12 protein-coding genes are annotated in these 18,149 nt (G+C 56.1%); 7 read left to right on the top strand and 5 right to left on the bottom strand.

The window, feature by feature from the left end; translation table 11 throughout:
- Positions 1–3: 3 nt before the first annotated feature.
- The gene (locus ACQG03_RS10665; protein ID WP_235428696.1) at positions 4–1,317 is read right to left on the bottom strand and encodes a TolC family outer membrane protein; all 1,314 of its coding nucleotides are present in this window, start codon (positions 1,315–1,317) and stop codon (positions 4–6) included.
- 756 nt (positions 1,318–2,073) lie between these two features.
- Between ACQG03_RS10665 and ACQG03_RS10660 the strand changes: the two genes are divergently transcribed.
- Both ACQG03_RS10660 and ACQG03_RS10655 read left to right on the top strand, forming a co-directional pair.
- Positions 2,074–2,817, top strand: coding sequence for a DeoR/GlpR family DNA-binding transcription regulator (locus ACQG03_RS10660; RefSeq protein WP_063163079.1), 744 nt, complete (start codon positions 2,074–2,076; stop codon positions 2,815–2,817).
- 13 nt (positions 2,818–2,830) lie between these two features.
- Positions 2,831–3,898, top strand: a complete 1,068-nt coding sequence (locus ACQG03_RS10655; RefSeq protein ID WP_063163080.1) for an oxidoreductase — start codon at positions 2,831–2,833, stop codon at positions 3,896–3,898.
- Between the two features lie 42 nt (positions 3,899–3,940).
- Here ACQG03_RS10655 and cybB read toward each other — a convergent pair whose 3' ends face one another.
- From cybB to ACQG03_RS10640, 3 genes are all read right to left on the bottom strand, one after another.
- Positions 3,941–4,471, bottom strand: a complete 531-nt coding sequence (gene cybB / locus ACQG03_RS10650; RefSeq protein ID WP_023300059.1) for a cytochrome b561 — start codon at positions 4,469–4,471, stop codon at positions 3,941–3,943.
- A 508-nt stretch (positions 4,472–4,979) separates the two neighbouring features.
- Complete coding sequence (aldA, locus tag ACQG03_RS10645; protein ID WP_023306155.1) at positions 4,980–6,419, bottom strand: aldehyde dehydrogenase; 1,440 nt, start codon at positions 6,417–6,419, stop codon at positions 4,980–4,982.
- A gap of 199 nt (positions 6,420–6,618) precedes the next feature.
- Positions 6,619–7,413 (bottom strand): YdcF family protein, encoded by a 795-nt coding sequence (locus ACQG03_RS10640; RefSeq protein ID WP_074143083.1) that lies wholly within the window; start codon positions 7,411–7,413, stop codon positions 6,619–6,621.
- Between the two features lie 391 nt (positions 7,414–7,804).
- Between ACQG03_RS10640 and ACQG03_RS10635 the strand changes: the two genes are divergently transcribed.
- From ACQG03_RS10635 to ACQG03_RS10615, 5 genes are all read left to right on the top strand, one after another.
- The gene (locus tag ACQG03_RS10635; protein WP_023300056.1) at positions 7,805–9,124 is read left to right on the top strand and encodes an MFS transporter; all 1,320 of its coding nucleotides are present in this window, start codon (positions 7,805–7,807) and stop codon (positions 9,122–9,124) included.
- A gap of 157 nt (positions 9,125–9,281) precedes the next feature.
- Positions 9,282–10,934 (top strand): MFS transporter, encoded by a 1,653-nt coding sequence (locus ACQG03_RS10630; RefSeq protein WP_023300055.1) that lies wholly within the window; start codon positions 9,282–9,284, stop codon positions 10,932–10,934.
- A 22-nt stretch (positions 10,935–10,956) separates the two neighbouring features.
- Complete coding sequence (locus ACQG03_RS10625) at positions 10,957–12,039, top strand: HlyD family secretion protein (RefSeq protein WP_063163081.1); 1,083 nt, start codon at positions 10,957–10,959, stop codon at positions 12,037–12,039.
- Positions 12,036–13,415: an efflux transporter outer membrane subunit gene (locus tag ACQG03_RS10620; protein ID WP_063163082.1), complete on the top strand. Its 1,380-nt coding sequence runs from the start codon at positions 12,036–12,038 to the stop codon at positions 13,413–13,415. The genes ACQG03_RS10625 and ACQG03_RS10620 overlap by 4 nt, the downstream gene beginning before the upstream one ends.
- A 74-nt stretch (positions 13,416–13,489) precedes the next feature.
- A complete protein-coding gene (locus tag ACQG03_RS10615) occupies positions 13,490–14,149 on the top strand; it encodes an O-methyltransferase (protein ID WP_063148853.1) in 660 nt (219 codons plus the stop codon).
- Positions 14,150–14,232: 83 nt separating this feature from the next.
- On the opposite strand, the gene hrpA is transcribed toward ACQG03_RS10615, so the two are convergent.
- Entirely contained in the window at positions 14,233–18,135 is a 3,903-nt protein-coding gene (hrpA, locus tag ACQG03_RS10610) for an ATP-dependent RNA helicase HrpA (protein WP_063163083.1), read from the bottom strand.
- Positions 18,136–18,149: the final 14 nt, after the last annotated feature.

The raw sequence follows: 18,149 nt of genomic DNA, 5'->3' as shown, positions 1-18,149 counted from the left end.
TTTTTAACTCAAATCAGGTAATTTCGCGGCAGCGTTTTTCTCTATTCCGATAAGCGGCATGAGATTATCCACCGCGGAGGCGTAATTAATCGCCGCGCTCCAGCCATCGTATTCAGCCATTATTTTCGCTGAGGTGGCAGACCAGACATCCTGCTCCACGCTGAGCAGATCGTTAATGCTGCGCTTGCTCAGGGTATATTCATTTTTGTAGACGTCGCGGGCGCGCAACGCATTTTCCAGCTGACGTTTTCCGGCCTCCATTCGTCCTCGCGCCCCGGTCCAGTCGGCCTGTGCGACGGAGGCTTTTTGCAGGACATCAAAACGGGCCTGATCGACCTGAGACGATGCCATTGCCCTTGCGCCCTCGGCCTGACGGACGCGCGCCGAGACCGCGCCGCCCTGATAAAGCGGTGCATCAATATTGAGCTGGATCTGATCATCCCAGTACGCGCGATTATCAGACTCGTACCGGGTGCGGCCCCCTTTCAGGCTTAAGGTTGGCCAGTGCTGTGACTTCGCGGTTTCTACGCCGTACTGGGCTGAACGCTCCATGTTCTGCGCGGCCATCACCGTTGGGATCAGTGAATAATCAATTCGATTGAGAGAATCCGACTCCACGGCCAGACCTCCCGGAACCGGTGAATAGCGTTCAGCCTGTATGCCAGTTAATACCGCCAGCCGCGCGCGGGCGCTGTTCAGGGACGCATTGTACTGCTCTACCGTCGCCTGCATTCCGGCAATACGGGTGCGGGTCTGAAGCTCATCAGAGGTGGAGCTTACGCCTGCATCGGCGCGGAGTTTTGCCAGCTGCTCAACGTTTTTAAGCGCCTGCACGTTCTCTGTTGCCGCCTGTAGCAGATCGCTGTAGCGTTTCACTTCCACATAGCTGAGGGCCGTTTTTTCCGCGACGGCAGACATCGTGCTCATCAGCTGGTAGCGATAGCTGTCACGCTGAGCTGAAGACTGGCTGATGCTGTTATTGGTCTTGCCAAAATCGTACACAAGCTGCGTCAGGCTCAGCCCCCAGGCTGCGGAATTTCGCAACGAGCCGCTCGAATCGGTGGTCTGGCTGTGACCCGTACTCCCGTTCAGGGCTATTTGTGGCATCCAGCCACTACGCGCTTCGTCTATTTGTGCCTGGCCAATCCCCAGCTGTGCAGCCTGCTGACTCACCGACGGGTCGCGGTCAAGAGCGAAAAGAATACTTTCTTTCATCGTCATTGCCGCAACGGGAGATATCCCTACCAGACCGTTAGTTGCATGAGCCGCAGTCACCACCAGTGAAATTAAGGTCAGGGAAGCAGATAATCTGAGCATCCTGTTATTGCATTTCATCTTTATAATACCCCCGGACTTCAGGTGATGGCTAAATAATTACCAGGAAGAGGTACAAATAATTCACCCTATTTGCCCCACTCCTGTTTGATAAATTCCGCCAATAGTCGCCCACACCCATTTCAATTGAGATGAGAGCCGTACAATCTCTTTTTTTCTTTTAAGAATTTACTTAAATATTTATTGATTCGCAGCATAACAAAATGTGATATGAGCGACCACATCCGTAATGTTAATGTGGTGTTACAAATAAGAAAAAAGATGGGGTTTCTGGACAAATGGCTATTAGATGCGTTTACGCTGAAACATATAAACCCTCTGTAATTTAAGGAAAATTCTGAAAGACCTTGATGTACATTTTTGCGTTTATTTCATCTCGAATCAGACACAAAGATTTTCAAAGAACTGTCAATTTAAGTCATTCGCTGATTAATATTAAATTATTTTACTTTAAAAAGAATATCTAATAGATATAAGCACCAATTTATATTTATAATCTGGTTTTATATTCTTATTCGAACTCCTTATTCGGCAGCTTTAACCAAATTTCTATGTAAAACATAGCGTTAACATCAGGTATAAACGATACATACATGTTTTTGATGACTGATTAATGCTAATTCAATATTCACCTTATCAAACTGTTTTTGGACAACATCCCCCTCCTGTTACGATTCCCTTTCCTGTAAAATGCTGTAAACTGCATAGTATTGCGACATTTTGCAGGATACTGCACCCATGCATAAAACCGCCAGACAGAAATATGTACTTGAAATTGTTACTGAACAAGGCCAGGCCAGCATCACTGAGCTGGCAGAAAAGTTGCAGGTTTCGGCGGATACCATCCGTCGCGATCTGACCGATCTGGAAAAACAGGGACTGGCGCAAAAAAACCATGGCGGCGCCATCGCGCTGAATCTCTCGACGATGAACCGAGTTAGCAGGAATACCTTACTGCCTGAAATCAAGCAGCGGCTGGGTAAACAGGTTGCGCAGTGCGTACCTGCGGGCTCGACGCTTTTTCTGGACGCCGGAAGCACACTTCTGGCCGTTGCCTCTTTCCTGCAGGGACCGCTGACCATCATCACCCCTTCTCTTGATATCGCCCAGCAGGTTAGCGATCGGGAAGATATCGATCTGATCCTGCTTGGTGGAAAGTGGGATCAGAAACAGCGCCTGTTTGCCGGAAGCGCCACCCTTTCGCTGCTCTCTCGCTACCGGGCGGATATCGCCATCCTTGGCGCATGCGCCATTCATGCCGAGCTCGGATTGAGCGCCAGTCAGGAGGCGGATGCCGAGGTGAAGCGTGCCATGCTGGCCGCAAGCCAGGCGCACTGGGTAGTCGCCGATCATCTGAAACTCAACCAGTGCGAACCTTATCTGGTTTCAGGGTTATCCCAGATTCATCAACTGTTTTTAGATCGTCCCTGGGCAGAGCTCGGGGACCATAGCGCCGTGCAGGTTACCGTTTGCGCGCATTAACGTGGAGAAGGTCATGAATAAAGTGAAGACAATGAATATTGCGCTGATCGGGTATGGTTTTGTGGGTAAGACGTTTCATGCCCCGCTGATCCAGTCCGTCGACGGCCTGAAGCTGGCGGTGGTCTCATCCAGGGATGAAGAAAAGGTCAAACGCGATCTGCCGGACGTCCTCGTTGTTGCCACCCCTGAAGAGGCTATTCAGCACCCGGATATCGACCTGGTGGTTATCGCCTCCCCTAACGCGACCCATGCGCCGCTGGCCACCCTGGCGCTCAGCGCCGGCAAGCACGTAGTGGTGGATAAGCCATTTACGCTGGATATGCAGGAAGCGCGAGATCTGATTGCGCTTGCGCAAGAAAAACAGCGCCTGCTCTCTGTCTTCCATAACCGCCGCTGGGACAGCGATTTTCTCGGCATTAAGCAGGTGATTGAGCAAGGCAGTATCGGCAAGGTAAAACACTTTGAATCGCATATCGATCGTTTCCGCCCGGAGGTTCGCGTGCGCTGGAGAGAGCAAAATGTTCCCGGCAGTGGCCTGTGGTTCGACTTAGGCCCGCACATGATTGACCAGACGCTACAGCTTTTTGGTCTGCCGCTGTCGGTACAGGGCAACATCGCCACCCTGCGTGACGGTGCGGAAATTAACGACTGGGCGCACGTGGTGCTGAACTATCCTGAACACAAAGTGGTCCTCCATTGCAGCATGCTGGTGGCAGGCGGCGTTGCCCGCTTTACCGTCCACGGCGATAAGGCCAGCGTGGTGAAAGCGCGCATCGATCAGCAGGAAGCCCAGCTTCTGGCAGGCGTCATTCCGGGTAGCGAAAGCTGGGGGGAGGACAGCGACGCTATGGTGCTGTTTAATGCCCAGGGTGAAGCCAGCGCTATCCCTGCGCCAAAAGGCGACCAGCGGCAGTACTATATAAACGTGCGCGATGCCCTGAACGGCAAGATTGACAATCCGGTCCATCCGGTGGAAGCCCTGGCGGTGATGGCGGTGCTGGAAGCGGCGGTAAAATCTTCAGAAACGGGTACAACTCAGGAACTGGATTTAACGGCGCAGGAGCGCGCGCAACTGCAATAAGCCGCAAAAAAAATGCCCTGCGGGTTGGCAGGGCATTATCGGTCACTGACGCTTTTTCGGCATCATGCGCAGCAGCGTATTGTCTTTCCAGAAATAGTGATGCATCAGCGCGGCAAAGGCGTGCAAACCAATCACAAAATACCCCAGATTCGCCAGCGTTACGTGCCACGCTTTTAGCGTATCCACCAGGTCAAAATTCCCCTCCGCCGCATGCGGCATCGTCAGGCCAAACGCAAACCAGTCATTTCCCCGGTTATACATCATCACCATGCCGATCAGCGGCAGCGCAATAAACAGCAGGTAGATAACCAGATGCCCCAGATGGGACAGCCCGGTGATCATCGCTTTTGGTTTCGGTTGAATGGGCGGAGCCGGGAACTTCAGGCGGATAAGCAGGCGCGCCACCATCAGCACCAGGATGCTAATCCCGCAGGAAACGTGGATCATATTAATAAGCGGACGATCGGTTCGCGGGAACCAACCTCTGAACTCCATGGCGCAATAGGCCATAATAACTAACAGAAAAACCAGCCAGTGAATGCTGATTTGCAGACCCGTATATTTTGTGCGCATGTAGTTTCCCGATAAATAACAGTTATCGCGCCAACATAACCACCTTTCCTGAAAATGTGAACCCCCTTTTACGGAGGGCCGAGTATTCCCAGTTATTTGAAATCAGAAGCATTAACGTGCCTTCAGAATAACGGAGGGATTACAGCGATGCCCAGGTCCGGCTGTAAATCGCTGAGGCGTTTGCCTTCCGGCCAGGGCGAGGCGCAGGGATGCGCCGAGAGGGCGGGCTTTACAGGGATGTTACCTCCGCCCGACCCCGATAAGCCGGAAGGAATAAGCCGAAGGGACCGCGAAGCGGCGATTTACCGCCGGGAGCCCGGGTCGCCAGGGTGGTGGCGACTGAGCCACCCTGGCACGTTCACCGGTCATTTTGTTACAGAGTAGCAAGGAACCTAAAGTGAACGGAATGACCACCAGAGCCGTATGTTCCCCTCACCCTAACCCTCTCCCCAAAGGGGCGAGGGAACTGCTCCGTGCACACATTATCTCGCATGGAGGGGGCTCCTGATTACGACTGTAAATAGACTACCTGCGTCTGCAAATACTCATTCAGACCGTGTTTGCCATCCGCCCCGCCGATCCCGGATTTCCGCCAGCCCGCATGGAAGCCCTGCATCGCTTCAAAGTTTTCACGGTTAATGTAGGTCTCGCCGAACTTAAGCCCTTTAATGGCTTTCATGGCGACATTCAGATCCTGCGTATATACAGACGAGGTTAAACCGTAGTCGCTGTCGTTGGCCATTTTCAGGGCCTCTTCCAGGGTGTCAAAAGCCACCACCGGCAGCACCGGGCCAAAGGTCTCTTCGTGCATGATGGCCATGTCCTGACGTACGTCCAGCAGCAGCGTTGGGGGATAAAAATACCCTTTACCCTCTGCCGCTTTACCGCCAAGGACCACTTTAGCCCCTTCCTGCACCGCGCGCGCCACCTTCTGCTCCACACGCTCCAGCGCGGCGGCGTTGATCAGCGGCCCCATGGCAATATCCGTTCGCTCAGCCGGATTGCCAAACTGGACGGCTTTCATTGCCTCGCCCAGACGATTCACAAAGCGGTCATAGATCCCCTTCTGAACATAGACACGTTCCGCGCAGTTACACACCTGTCCGGTATTGATGACGCGTGAATCCACAATGGCCTTCACGGCCAGCTCGAGGTCGGCATCGTCCATCACGATGGCCGGGGCTTTACCACCCAGCTCCAGCCCCACTTTGGTGATGTTTTTCGCAGCCGCAGCCATGATCTTTTCACCGGCCCCGACGCTGCCGGTCATGCTGACCATCGCCACTTTCGGGTTCCCGGCCAGCTCCTGTCCGACGGTTTCACCGCGGCCCAGCACCAGGTTGAAGACGCCTTTCGGCAGGCCAATCTCGTCGACGATTTTGGCAAACGCAATGGCGTTGTTTGGGGTAAATTCGCTCGGTTTGATAACGATGGTGTTGCCGGTGATTAGCGCAGGAGCGAGCTTACGGGCAATCAGGAAGAAGGGAAAGTTCCACGGCAGAATGCCGGTGGTGACGCCAAGGGCGCGCTTAAACACCAGAATATTCTCGCCCGGACGGTCGCTCTGAATGATTTCCCCTTCATAACGGCGCGCCCACTCGGCCATATAGTCGATATAGTCAGCTGTAAAGTTAACTTCCACTTCCGCCAGCTGCTGGATCTTGCCCCCTTCGGCCACAATCAGCGCGCTGATTTCGCTGACGCGCTCGCGGATCCCGGCGGAAATTTTGCGTAGCCAGCTGGCGCGTTCAATGGCAGGCAGCGCCTCCCAGCCAGCCTGCGCGCGCTCTGCCGCGTCAATGGCCTTGCGGGCGTCCTCGGCGGTGCCGTCGGGAATACGGGAAATGACCTCTTCCGTGGCCGGATTGATCACGTCAATCCAGGCATCACCCTGCCAGGCAACAAACTGTCCATCAATATACATAGGATGTTGTACGGGTACTGTCATAACCTGCTCCTGTAATCACACTGTTTTTAACAAGTAAACTTAATGTTAAAAACTATAATTACCGGGGCAATTGCCTACTCTATGAGTCTGTTTTTGTGAGTTATCTCATAAAAGAAACGGGTCAGCCCGTTTCAAAAATCACAAATCGGCAACAAAGGCTGCCCGTTTGCGTAAAAGATGGCGCAAACGGGCAAGAGCATTACAGCAGAGAACGGCTCACCAGCGCGTCGGTGAGAATGACGTCGTTTCGCAGGATCTGCCACGCGGCGTCCACTTCGGCAGGGATATCGACATGGGCAATGAAATCACGTCCCGCCGGACCGTAGCCGTTGATGTCGTCCCTGAGTCGCGGAAATTCACCCAGCACCAGCGACAGGTAACGTTCTACCGGCCATAACCCCTCGACCGGGCCGCTGAACGCCAGACCGTCGTCACTGTTTTGCAGCACGGGCGTCAGGCCGGGATGACTCATCCATGCGGGCGATGCAGCCTCGTCGCGGCAAACGCGGGCAAACGTAGCCATTGTGCGACGCTGCATCGTCGGGTCCTGCACTACCAGCACCCGGGCGGCATTCAGTCCGGACTGTTTCATCAACGCCCGGCTGAAGCGGGCGTTTTCGCCACAGTTGGTCGACTGATCCTCAACGTGAAGATGCTCAGCCGGAATGTTCCAGAATTCACGGGCGATGTCGGCCAGAATAGCCGCCTCAGCCCGCCCGGTGGTGGGTATCCTGTTATAGCGGGGGTGCTTAGCAATCGCGGCGTAGAGGAAGGTCGTCGAGTGACCGATCCCGCCGCTGATGATCAGAGGAACCCCCTGTTCAGCCGCGATTTTACAGGCAGCATCAATCGCGGGGATCACCGCGTTACCCGCCAGAATCACCAGATCAACGGGCTGGTTGTCCTGATAGTCGTCCTGAGCAAGCCACGCCCCAACGGTATTCACGGCGTCGAGTGTGGTGCCAGGCAGACAGGGGAAAAGTGCCATTGTCATCGTTACCTCCTTACAGCATTAATCTTTAGAGTACTTCACACAACGGGGGTGAAAAGGAGATCACTCTGAAAGCCGAGGTGCTCATTACGCTGCATATTTGTTATTTTGATGAAATAACCAGAAACATCCAAAAACAATTGGGTTGCACCCTGAGTTTGTGCTTTTGATTATCTGCCCTTCAACACATCCTGCCACAACAGCGTGCTGAAAAAGCACCAGTTGCTGCTTAATCCATCGTGATCTGACCCGTTTTAGTTCTGGCTGACTTGCCAAACGTAACATCCAACCCTAAGTTGCTTAACAATTTCACAACCATTACACACCGACAGGTTGCACCTGAAGCGCGCCAGGTAACACCTCTATTATCATCCACGTGGCGGAGTTTTGAGTCATGACACAACATGAGAGCACGGCAACGGTATTGCGGAAAAACAAAAAGGTATTAATTGCCAGTCTTACGGGAAGTTCTATTGAATGGTTTGATTATTTTCTCTATGGCACCGCTGCCGCGCTGGTGTTTAACAAGATTTTCTTTCCGATGGTCGACCCGGTAATCGGGCTGATCCTCTCCTATCTCTCCTTCTCGTTGACCTTCTTTATTCGCCCCATTGGCGGCGTTCTCTTTGCACATATCGGGGATCGTATCGGTCGCAAAAAAACGCTTGTCCTCACCCTTTCATTGATGGGAGGTGCAACCGTGATGATTGGCCTGCTGCCCACCTACGACATGATCGGGATGTGGGCGCCCGCGTTGCTGATCCTGATGCGTATTATTCAGGGGATGGGTATCGGCGGTGAATGGGGTGGCGCGCTGCTGCTGGCTTACGAGTATGCTCCAGAAAAACGCAAAGGCTTCTTCGGCAGTATTCCGCAGGCGGGCGTTACCATCGGCATGTTGATGGCGACATTTATCGTCTCGCTAATGACGCTGTTCAGCGAAGAGGATTTTCTCTCCTGGGGCTGGCGCATTCCGTTCCTGCTCAGTTCCGTGCTGGTAATATTGGGGCTTTGGATCCGGAAAGATATTGACGAAACGCCTGATTTCCAGAAAGTGAAAAAATCCGGTCAGGTTGCGAAAGCTCCGCTGCGCGACACCATAAAACACCACTGGCGTGAAGTGCTAATTGCCGCCGGGCTTAAGGTTGTTGAGACAGCACCGTTCTATATTTTCTCCACGTTTGTGGTGAGCTACGCCACCACCACCCTGACCTATCAGAAATCCCAGGCGCTGGAGGCAGTAACTCTTGGCGCACTGGTCGCCACTATCATGATCCCGCTGATGGGGCTGCTCTCCGACAGGGTTGGCCGCCAGCGTATGTACGCCGTCAGTGTCTTCGTGCTCGGCCTGTTTATCGTGCCCTGGTTTATGCTGCTGAATACCGGTACCACCTGGGGAATTGTGCTCGCGACCGTTATCGCTTTTGGCGTACTGTGGGCACCGGTGACGGCGGTTCTCGGCACGCTCTGCTCTGAAATTTTCAGTGCCAACGTTCGCTACACCGGTATCACGCTGGGTTATCAACTTGGGGCCGCGCTGGCGGGCGGAACGGCACCGCTAATAGCTACCGGACTGCTGGCGAAATACGACGGCGACTGGGTACCCGTGGCCTGGTATCTGGGCGTGACGGTCGCTATCTCCCTCATTGCAATTTTTTGTGCCAGCCGCATCAACCGTGAACGCCACCTTCAGGCGCAGCCGGAACAGCGATAATATTATTGCGGCTCCGTTCGCGAGCCGCACTTTTTCTTCATCATTCCCTCTACATTTGATTAACATACAATATTCGTATTCACTTGAATTATGATTTGCGTCAGCCGTAGAATCATTAGCCCGCTCACAATTCAACATTTTGAAAGGTAACCCCGTTATGCGCCTGCCCCAACGCGATCCTTATGCTCCTCGCGAGTGGCAGCCACACGAGAAACCCGCTCTGCTGGGTTCCCCTTCCACCCCGGAACATCCAACGTCGAAACGGATCGCCTATGGCGTGGTCGGCCTGCTGGTGTGCCTTACCGGGGCGCTGGGTAACGCGGTCGTCACCGCCAATCTGCAAAATCTGCAAGGCACCTTCGGCGCCTGGTCGACTGAAATCGCCTGGCTGCCTGCCGTCTATGTCATGACCAACGTCTCCATCAACCTGCTGCTGGTAAAATTTCGCCAGCAGTACGGTTTGCGCGCGTTTACGGAAGGCTTCCTGGTGCTGTATGTGCTGGTCACCTTTTTCCACCTGTTTGTGAACGATCTCAGCTCGGCGCTGATGGTACGGGCGGCACACGGGATGGTCGCCGCCGCGCTCAGCTCGCTCGGCATTTATTACCAGATACAGGCCTGGCCCGCGAAGCACCGACTGAAGGCGCTGACCATCGGCATTACCGGTTCGTCGCTGGCGATACCGCTGGCGCGGCTGTTCTCCACCGAGCTGTTGCAGCTTGATGAGTGGCGTGGGCTGTACTTCTTCGAGCTGGGTTTGGCCCTGATCTCACTGGCCTGCGTGATGGTGCTGAAACTGCCCCCGGGCGATCGACGCAAAGTTTTCGAGAAGAAAGATTTCATCACCTTCTTTTTGCTTGCGCCCGGTATGGCGCTGTTGTGCGCGGTTCTGTCGCTAGGGCGTCTGGAATGGTGGTTTGAAACACCGTGGATCGGCTGGGCGTTGGCTCTCTCGCTGGTGCTAATTGTCTGTGCAATCGTCTTTGAACATAACCGCAGCAACCCGCTGCTCAATACCCGCTGGCTGTCCAGCGGCAGCATCGTACGCCTGGGGTTGATTATGCTGCTGATCCGCATCGTACTGGCGGAACAGAACACCGGCGTCATCGGCTGGCTGCAATATGCGGGCCTACAGAATGAACAGATGACCCATCTGGCGTGGTCTATTTTCGCCGGAATCGTCTGCGGTATCGTCACCAGCTGTCTGACGATCAAACCCACTAAGCTGGCCTGGCCGATTATCACCTCGCTGGCGCTGATGATTGTTGCTTCGCTGCTGGACAGCCAGTCCAACAACCTGACCCGGCCGGATCAGCTGATGTTCAGCCAGTTCCTGCTTGGTTTCGGCAGCGCTTTCTTCCTCGCCCCTGCGATGCTGGCCGCCATTGGCGGGGTGATCGCCGAACCACGCAATCTGGTCAGCTTTTCCGTAATGTTTGGCATGAGTCAGAACCTTGGTGGCCTGCTGGGTTCTGCAATCCTTGGTACCTTCCAGACCTGGCGCGAGAAGTACCATTCCAGCCTGCTGGCTGACCAGCTCACCACCCTCAACCCGCTGGTGAACGAACGCATTCAGCTTTACACCCAGATGTATAAAAGCCTGGTTGGCGACAGTTCCCTGTTGGGAACCCAGGCCATTATTCAGCTTCAGACGGTGACGACGCTTGAGGCAAACATTCTGGCTTACAACGATACTTATCTCCTGACGGCGAGCATTGCCACAGCCACGCTGGTCTGGATTTTATGGCGCTTGCTGCGCCTGCGCATCACCGCCCGTATGGCCCTTAAGAACGCCACTGGCAATAAGTAATGACTATTTTTCAGGAGAAGTTATGAGTCAGCAGGATGCCGCCAAAGAGCAGGCCAACACCCGCAAAAATGTACGCGTCGTTTCCATTTTCACCGCCGCGGCTATCGGCATTGTCGGGGTGCTGGTGATCCTTTATGCCTGGCAGTTGCCCCCGTTCACGCGTCATACCCAGTTTACTGATAACGCCTACGTGCGCGGCCAGACCACGTTCATCAGTCCGCAAGTCAACGGCTACATTACTGAGGTCCATGTTCAGGATTTTGTGCAGGTTAAAAAAGGCGACCTGCTGTTGCAGATTGATGACCGGATCTATCGCCAGCGCGTCCATCAGGCCGAGGCGCAGCTGGCAATGAAAATTGCTGCGCTGAACAACAACCTGCAACAGCGTAAAAGCGCGGAAGCGGTGATTGCCAAAAACGAAGCGGCACTGAAAAACGCCCGTGCCCAAAGTCTGAAAACCCAGGCGGATCTGAAACGCGTGAAGGATCTGACCGCAGACGGCTCCCTGTCCATTCGCGAGCGCGATGCGGCGCTGGCCAGTGCCGCCCAGGGGAGCGCCGATATCGACCAGGCGAAAGCAACGCTTGAGATGTCGCGCCAGGATCTACAAACGGTTATCGTCAATCGCGCTTCGCTGGAAGCGGACGTTGAAAATGCGAAAGCCGCGCTGGAGCTTGCGCAGATCGATCTGCAAAACACCCGCATTGTCGCGCCGCGTGACGGTCAGCTCGGGCAGATTGCGGTGCGTCTGGGAGCGTACGTCACCGCCGGGACGCACCTTACCACGCTGGTCCCGCCGCAGCACTGGGTGATCGCCAATATCAAAGAGACGCAGCTGGCGAATTTACGCGTCGGACAGCCGGTGAAATTCACCGTCGATGCGTTAAACGATAAAGCCTATCAGGGCCGCGTGGAGAGCATATCCCCGGCCACAGGCGTCGAGTTCAGCGCTATCACCCCGGATAACGCCACGGGCAACTTTGTTAAAATCGCCCAGCGCATCCCGGTACGCATTGAGGTACTCGGTGAGCCGGAGGCGAACCGGCTGCTGCGCCCTGGCATGTCGGTGCAGGTCACCATCGACACGCGGGAGGCGAAACAATGACGCTTCGCCCGATAGCCGGCCTGCTGATGATGGCTATCCTTGCGGGTTGCCAGTCGGTTGACGTTGAGCCCGCCACATCGTCCCTGCATATCCCGGCCCAGTGGCGCGCGACGTCGGGGCCAACCAGCCCGACAGAGCAGCTCTGGTGGCGTAATTTCCACGACAGCAATCTGAATCACTATGTGGATCAGGCGCTGAAGAACAACAGCGACGTGCTGATTGCCCGCGAGCGGATTAATGAGTATCAGGCCCGGGTATACGCCGCCGACGGCAGCCTGTTCCCGTCGCTTGACGCGGGCGTGACCGGGACGCGCGCGCGCTCGCAGTCCGCCGCCACAGGCCTTCCGGTATACGGTACGTTGTACAAAGGCAGCCTGACCGCCAGCTACGACGTGGATATCTGGGGGGTAAACCGCAGCACCTCCCGTGCCGCCGAAGCGTCGCTGGAGGCACAAAAGGCGGCGGCCGCGGCGGCAGATCTCACGGTCGCATCGTCGGTGGCCTCCGGGTACGTCACTCTCCTGTCGCTGGATGAACAGCTTCGCGTTACCCAGTCCACGCTGAAATCGCGTGAAGAGGCGTTCAACCTTGCTAAACGACAGTTTGAGACGGGATACAGCTCTCGCCTTGAGCTGATGCAATCGGATTCTGAGCTGCGCGCCACCCGCGCTCAGGTTCCACTGCTTCAGCACCAGATTGCGCAGCAGGAGAATGCGCTTAGCCTGCTGCTGGGCAGCAACCCGGGTAACGTTGCGCGCGGTGAAAGCTTTGATGCCCTGACGCCGCTGAAACTGCCCTCCCAACTGCCGTCGACGTTACTGAACCGGCGTCCGGATATCGTCCAGGCTGAACGTCAGCTGATTGCGGCGGACGCGACGCTGGCGGCATCGCGTGCCAGCCTGCTGCCGTCGATCAACCTCACGGCCACAGGATCGGTGCAGGATCGCACGCTGTCGGGATTGCTGGATAACCCCCTCCAGCTCTGGAGCGTGGGCGGCAGTATTCTTGCGCCGCTGCTGAACCGACAGGCGCTGAATGCACAGGTGGATATCTCTCAGTCTCAGCGTAATCAGGCGTTGTACAGCTACGAAAAAACCGTACGTAATGCGTTTGCCGAGGTGAATGACAGCCTTGATGCCATCACCCGTTATCAGGAACAGCTTAACGAGCTGCTGGCTCAGCAGGCGGTCGCGCAGGAGACGCTGCGGATAGCGCAAAACCGCTACCGCAACGGGTACTCTTCTTATCTGGATGTGCTCGATGCACAGCGCACGCTGTTCTCGGTGCAGACCAGCGTGGTACAGGTGAAAAACAACCTGCTGCTGGCGCAAATTGATTTGTATAAAGCGCTGGGCGGCGGTTGGGTCAGTGCGTGAAAACATGCCGGGTGGCGGCTACGCCTTACCCGGCCTACATTTCGCCTCTGGCGATACCCCCAAGGAGTCAATCTATGCAACAGCAGTGGTGTTCAGTAGATAATTACATGATTTCGTCGCTTATTCCTGAAGATGAAGTTCTCCAGAACGTCCTTGAAAACAACAAACGCGCCGGTTTACCCGAGCACGACGTTGCCGCAAATCAGGGGCAACTGCTGGCGCTGTTTGTCCGCATGACGCAGGCGCGTCGAATACTGGAAATCGGTACGCTGGGCGCGTATAGCTCAATCTGGATGGCGCGCGCCCTGCCGCCGGATGGAAAGCTGATTACGCTTGAAGCGGACCCGAAACATGCCGCTGTTGCACGCCAGAATATTCATCTTGCGGGACTCGGCGATCGTATCGAACTGATTACAGGCCCGGCGCTAAAGTCGCTCGAGAATTTCGGTGACGTCCCGCCCTTTGACCTGATCTTTATTGATGCCGATAAGCCAAACAATCCCGGCTACCTGGAGTGGGCGCTGCACTACTCCCGTCCCGGCACGGTCATAATCGGCGATAACGTGGTGCGCGACGGCGAGGTGGTTAACGGGCAAAGCGACGATGCACGCGTGCAGGGGGTACGGAAGTTTATCGAGATGACTGGAGATAACCCACGCTTAACCGCCACCGCGCTGCAAACGGTGGGCGTTAAGGGGTGGGATGGGTTTACGCTAGCGATGGTGGAACGATAAAAAAGCCGGGTGGCGGCTACGCCTTACCCGGCCTGCATGTTCTCCCGTAGGCCCGGTAAGCGCAGCGCCACCGGGCAATGGTTTTAGCCGGAGATCTGCTCCATCGCCTGCAAGATACGCTTATCCGAAATGGGATACGGCGTACCGAGCTGCTGGGCGAAGAAGCTGACGCGCAGCTCCTCGATCATCCAGCGGATCTCCCGCACATCGTCATCATCGCGACGCGCTGGCGGCAGTTTGTTGAGCCACTGCTGCCACGCCTGCTGCACGTTTTCGACTTTCAGCATCTGCGCTCGATCGCGATGCGGATCGACCGCCATTTTCTCCAGACGCTTCTCAATCGCCTGCAAATAACGCAGCGTATCACCCAGACGCTTAAAGCCGTTGCCGGTGACAAAGCCGCGATACACCAGCCCCGCCATCTGCGCCTTCACGTCCGACAGACCCAGGGCCATGGTCATATCCACCCGCCCCTTCAGCCGCTTGTTGATATTGAACACGGCGGTGAGGATCTGCTCGACCTGTTTGGCAATCTCCACCACGGTGTCGTTCAGCTCCGCGCGCACCTTTTCATGAAGCTGAGCAAAGCCCTCTTCCGTCCAGACCGGACCGCCCGCCTCGTGGATCAGTTTGTCCACACCGCAGGAGATGCAGTCGTCGATCAGATCCAGCACCTTACCGTACGGGTTAAAGTAGAGCCCCAGCTTGGCTTTGTTCGGCAGCTTCTCGTGCAGATACTTAATCGGCGACGGGATGTTAAGCAGCAGCAGGCGACGCAGCCCGCGCCACATCATCTGCTGTTGCTCCTGCGGATTGTCAAAGAGCTTAATCGCCACGCTGTCGCGCTCATCCACCAGCGCGGGCCAGGCTTTCACCTTGTAGTTCCCGCGCTTCTGCTCGTAGCTTTCCGGAAGCTGACCAAAGCTCCAGATGTGCAGCCCGCTCTGCTCAATACCGTCATCGGCCACCGCAGAGAGCGTCTCCTGGACTTTACCTTTCAGCGCTTCTTTCAGCTCCGTCAGAGAACGGCCTTCGAGCAGCTTTTTGTTTTTATCGTCCACTACGCGGAATGTGATTTTCAGGTGATCGGGCACCTGATCCCAGTTCCAGTCGTCGCGGTCAATGGTGGTCCCGGTCATGCGTCGGAACTCACGCTCCAGTGCGTCCAGCAGCGGCAGTTCCAGCGGCGTGACGCGGCCTAAAAACGCTTCGGCGTAGTTCGGCGCCGGTACAAAGTTGCGCCGCACTGGTTTAGGCAGGGATTTGATTAATGCAATGACCAGTTCGCGGCGCAGGCCGGGAATTTGCCACTCAAACCCGCTCTCATCCACCTGGTTTAACAGCGGCAGCGGAATGTGCACCGTCACGCCATCGGCATCCGCGCCCGGCTCAAACTGATAGGTCAGACGCAGCTTGAGGTTGCCCTGATGCCAGAAGTTCGGGTAGTCGAGCTTGCTGACCGACTCCGCGCCCTCTTTGATCAGCATGCTCTTTTCAAAGTTGAGCAGGTCCGGGGTCTCTTTGCTGGCTTTCTTCCACCAGCTGTCGAAATGGCGCGCCGAGATCACATCGTGGCTGATGCGCTGGTCGTAAAACTCAAACAGCGTCTCGTCGTCCACCAGAATGTCGCGGCGGCGGGACTTGTGCTCAAGCTCTTCCACCTCGGCGCGCAGCTTGAGGTTTTCGCGGAAGAACGCATGGCGCGTCTGCCAGTCGCCTTCCACCAGCGCATGGCGGATAAACAGCTCGCGACTCAGCGCCGGGTCAATCTGGCTGTAGTTAACCTTACGCGCTGCAACCACCGGCAGGCCGTAAACGGTGACTTTTTCCGTCGCCATCACCGCGCCCTGCCCGCGCTCCCAGTGCGGCTCACTGTACGAGCGTTTCAGCAGGTGCTGCGCCACCGGCTCAACCCACTCTGGATCGATACGCGCGGCGATACGCCCCCACAGACGGCTGGTTTCCACCAGCTCGGCGACCATGGTCCACTTCGGCGGCTTCTTGAACAAACCGGAGCCCGGGAAGATGGAGAAACGCGCGTTGCGTGCGCCGGTAAATTCCTGTTTATCCGCATCCTTCATCCCGATATGAGACAGCAGGCCGGTCAGCAGGGCGATATGAATTTCGCGGTACTCCGCCGGTTCACTGTTCACCGGGATGCCCAGCTCTTTCACCACCTGGCGCAGTTGGGTGTAGATATCCTGCCACTCGCGCACGCGCAGGTAGTTGAGGAAATCCACCCGGCACTGACGGCGGAACTGATTCGAAGAGAGCGCTTTTTGCTGCTCGCCGAGGTAGTTCCACAGGTTGACGAATGCGAGGAAATCGGACTCTTTATCGTGGAAGCGACGGTGTTTTTCATCCGACGCCTGCTGTTTGTCCATCGGACGCTCGCGCGGATCCTGAATTGAGAGCGCCGAGGTGATGATCATCGCCTCGCGCACGCAGCCGTGTTTTTGCGCCTCCAGCACCATGCGCGCCAGCCGCGGGTCGACCGGCAGCTGGCTAAGCTGGCGGCCCAACGGCGTTAGCTTGTAGGCCGTCGCCTGCTCGTCGGTAGTAATGGCCCCCAGCTCTTCCAGCAGCCGCACCCCGTCCTGAATATTGCGCTTATCCGGCGCTTCCACAAACGGGAAGGCGGCGATATCGCCCAGCCCCAGCGCGGTCATTTGCAGGATAACGGATGCCAGGTTGGTTCGCAGGATCTCCGGATCGGTAAACTCCGGGCGCGACAGGAAATCGTCTTCCGAATAGAGACGAATACAGATCCCTTCCGACACGCGGCCGCAGCGGCCCTTACGCTGATTAGCTGACGCCTGCGAAACCGGCTCGATCGGCAGACGCTGAACTTTGGTTCTGTAGCTGTAGCGGCTGATGCGCGCCGTACCCGGGTCGATCACGTATTTAATGCCCGGTACGGTCAGCGAGGTTTCGGCCACGTTGGTCGCCAGCACGATGCGGCGCCCGCTGTGCGGCTGGAACACGCGGTTCTGCTCGCTGTTGGACAGGCGCGCGTACAGCAGCAGGATCTCGGTATGGCGCAGATCGCGCTTGCTGAGCGCATCTGCGGTATCGCGGATCTCACGCTCGCCGCTCATGAAGATCAGAATGTCGCCAGAACTCTCGGTGCCCAGCTCGTCGACGGCATCGAAGATGGCCTGAAGCTGGTCGCGTTCGGTATCGTCCGCCTCTTCTACAATCGGGCGATAGCGCACTTCAACCGGGTAGGTTCGGCCTGAGACTTCAATGATCGGCGCATTATTGAAATGTTTTGAGAAGCGCTCCGGGTCGATGGTCGCGGAGGTGATGATGATTTTCAGATCCGGACGCCGGGGCAGCAGCTCTTTCAGGTAGCCGAGCAGGAAGTCGATGTTCAGGCTGCGCTCGTGCGCTTCATCGATGATGATAGTGTCGTACTGCATCAGCAGACGATCCTGCTGGATTTCCGCCAGCAGGATACCGTCAGTCATCAGCTTAACCATGGTGTTATCGCTGACGTGGTCGCTGAATCGCACCTTGTAGCCGATGCAGCCGCCCGGCTCCGTTTGCAGCTCGTCGGCAATACGGTTCGCCACGGTGCGCGCCGCCAGACGACGCGGCTGGGTGTGACCGATCAACCCTTTCACCCCGCGGCCTAATTCCATGCAGATCTTCGGCAGCTGAGTGGTTTTACCTGAACCGGTTTCCCCCGCGACGATCACCACCTGGTGGTCGCGCACGGCCTCAAGAATGTCCTGTTTTTTCTGGCGGACGGGCAGGTTTTCCGGATAGGTAATCTCCGGGCGTGCGGCTTCACGCAGCACAACTTTCCCTGCCGCCTGTTCAATCTCTTTGGCCATCTCCTGGTAGATGGCCTGTTGTGCATCAGGATTTTTAACCTTCTTAACGCCGTGCAGACGGCGCGCAAACCGCTGTTTATCGCGCAGCATCAGCGAATCAAGCTGTTGCATCAGCATCGGGAAGGATAATTTCTGTTGTTCTGTCATAGCGTTAACGGGCA

The sequence above is a fragment of the Enterobacter cloacae complex sp. 342H5 genome, assembly GCF_050030905.1.
In the GTDB taxonomy this organism is placed as follows: domain Bacteria; phylum Pseudomonadota; class Gammaproteobacteria; order Enterobacterales; family Enterobacteriaceae; genus Enterobacter; species Enterobacter intestinihominis.
The sequence above is the reverse complement of the archived record's forward strand: the minus strand, read 5'-3'. Positions and strand labels throughout refer to the sequence as shown.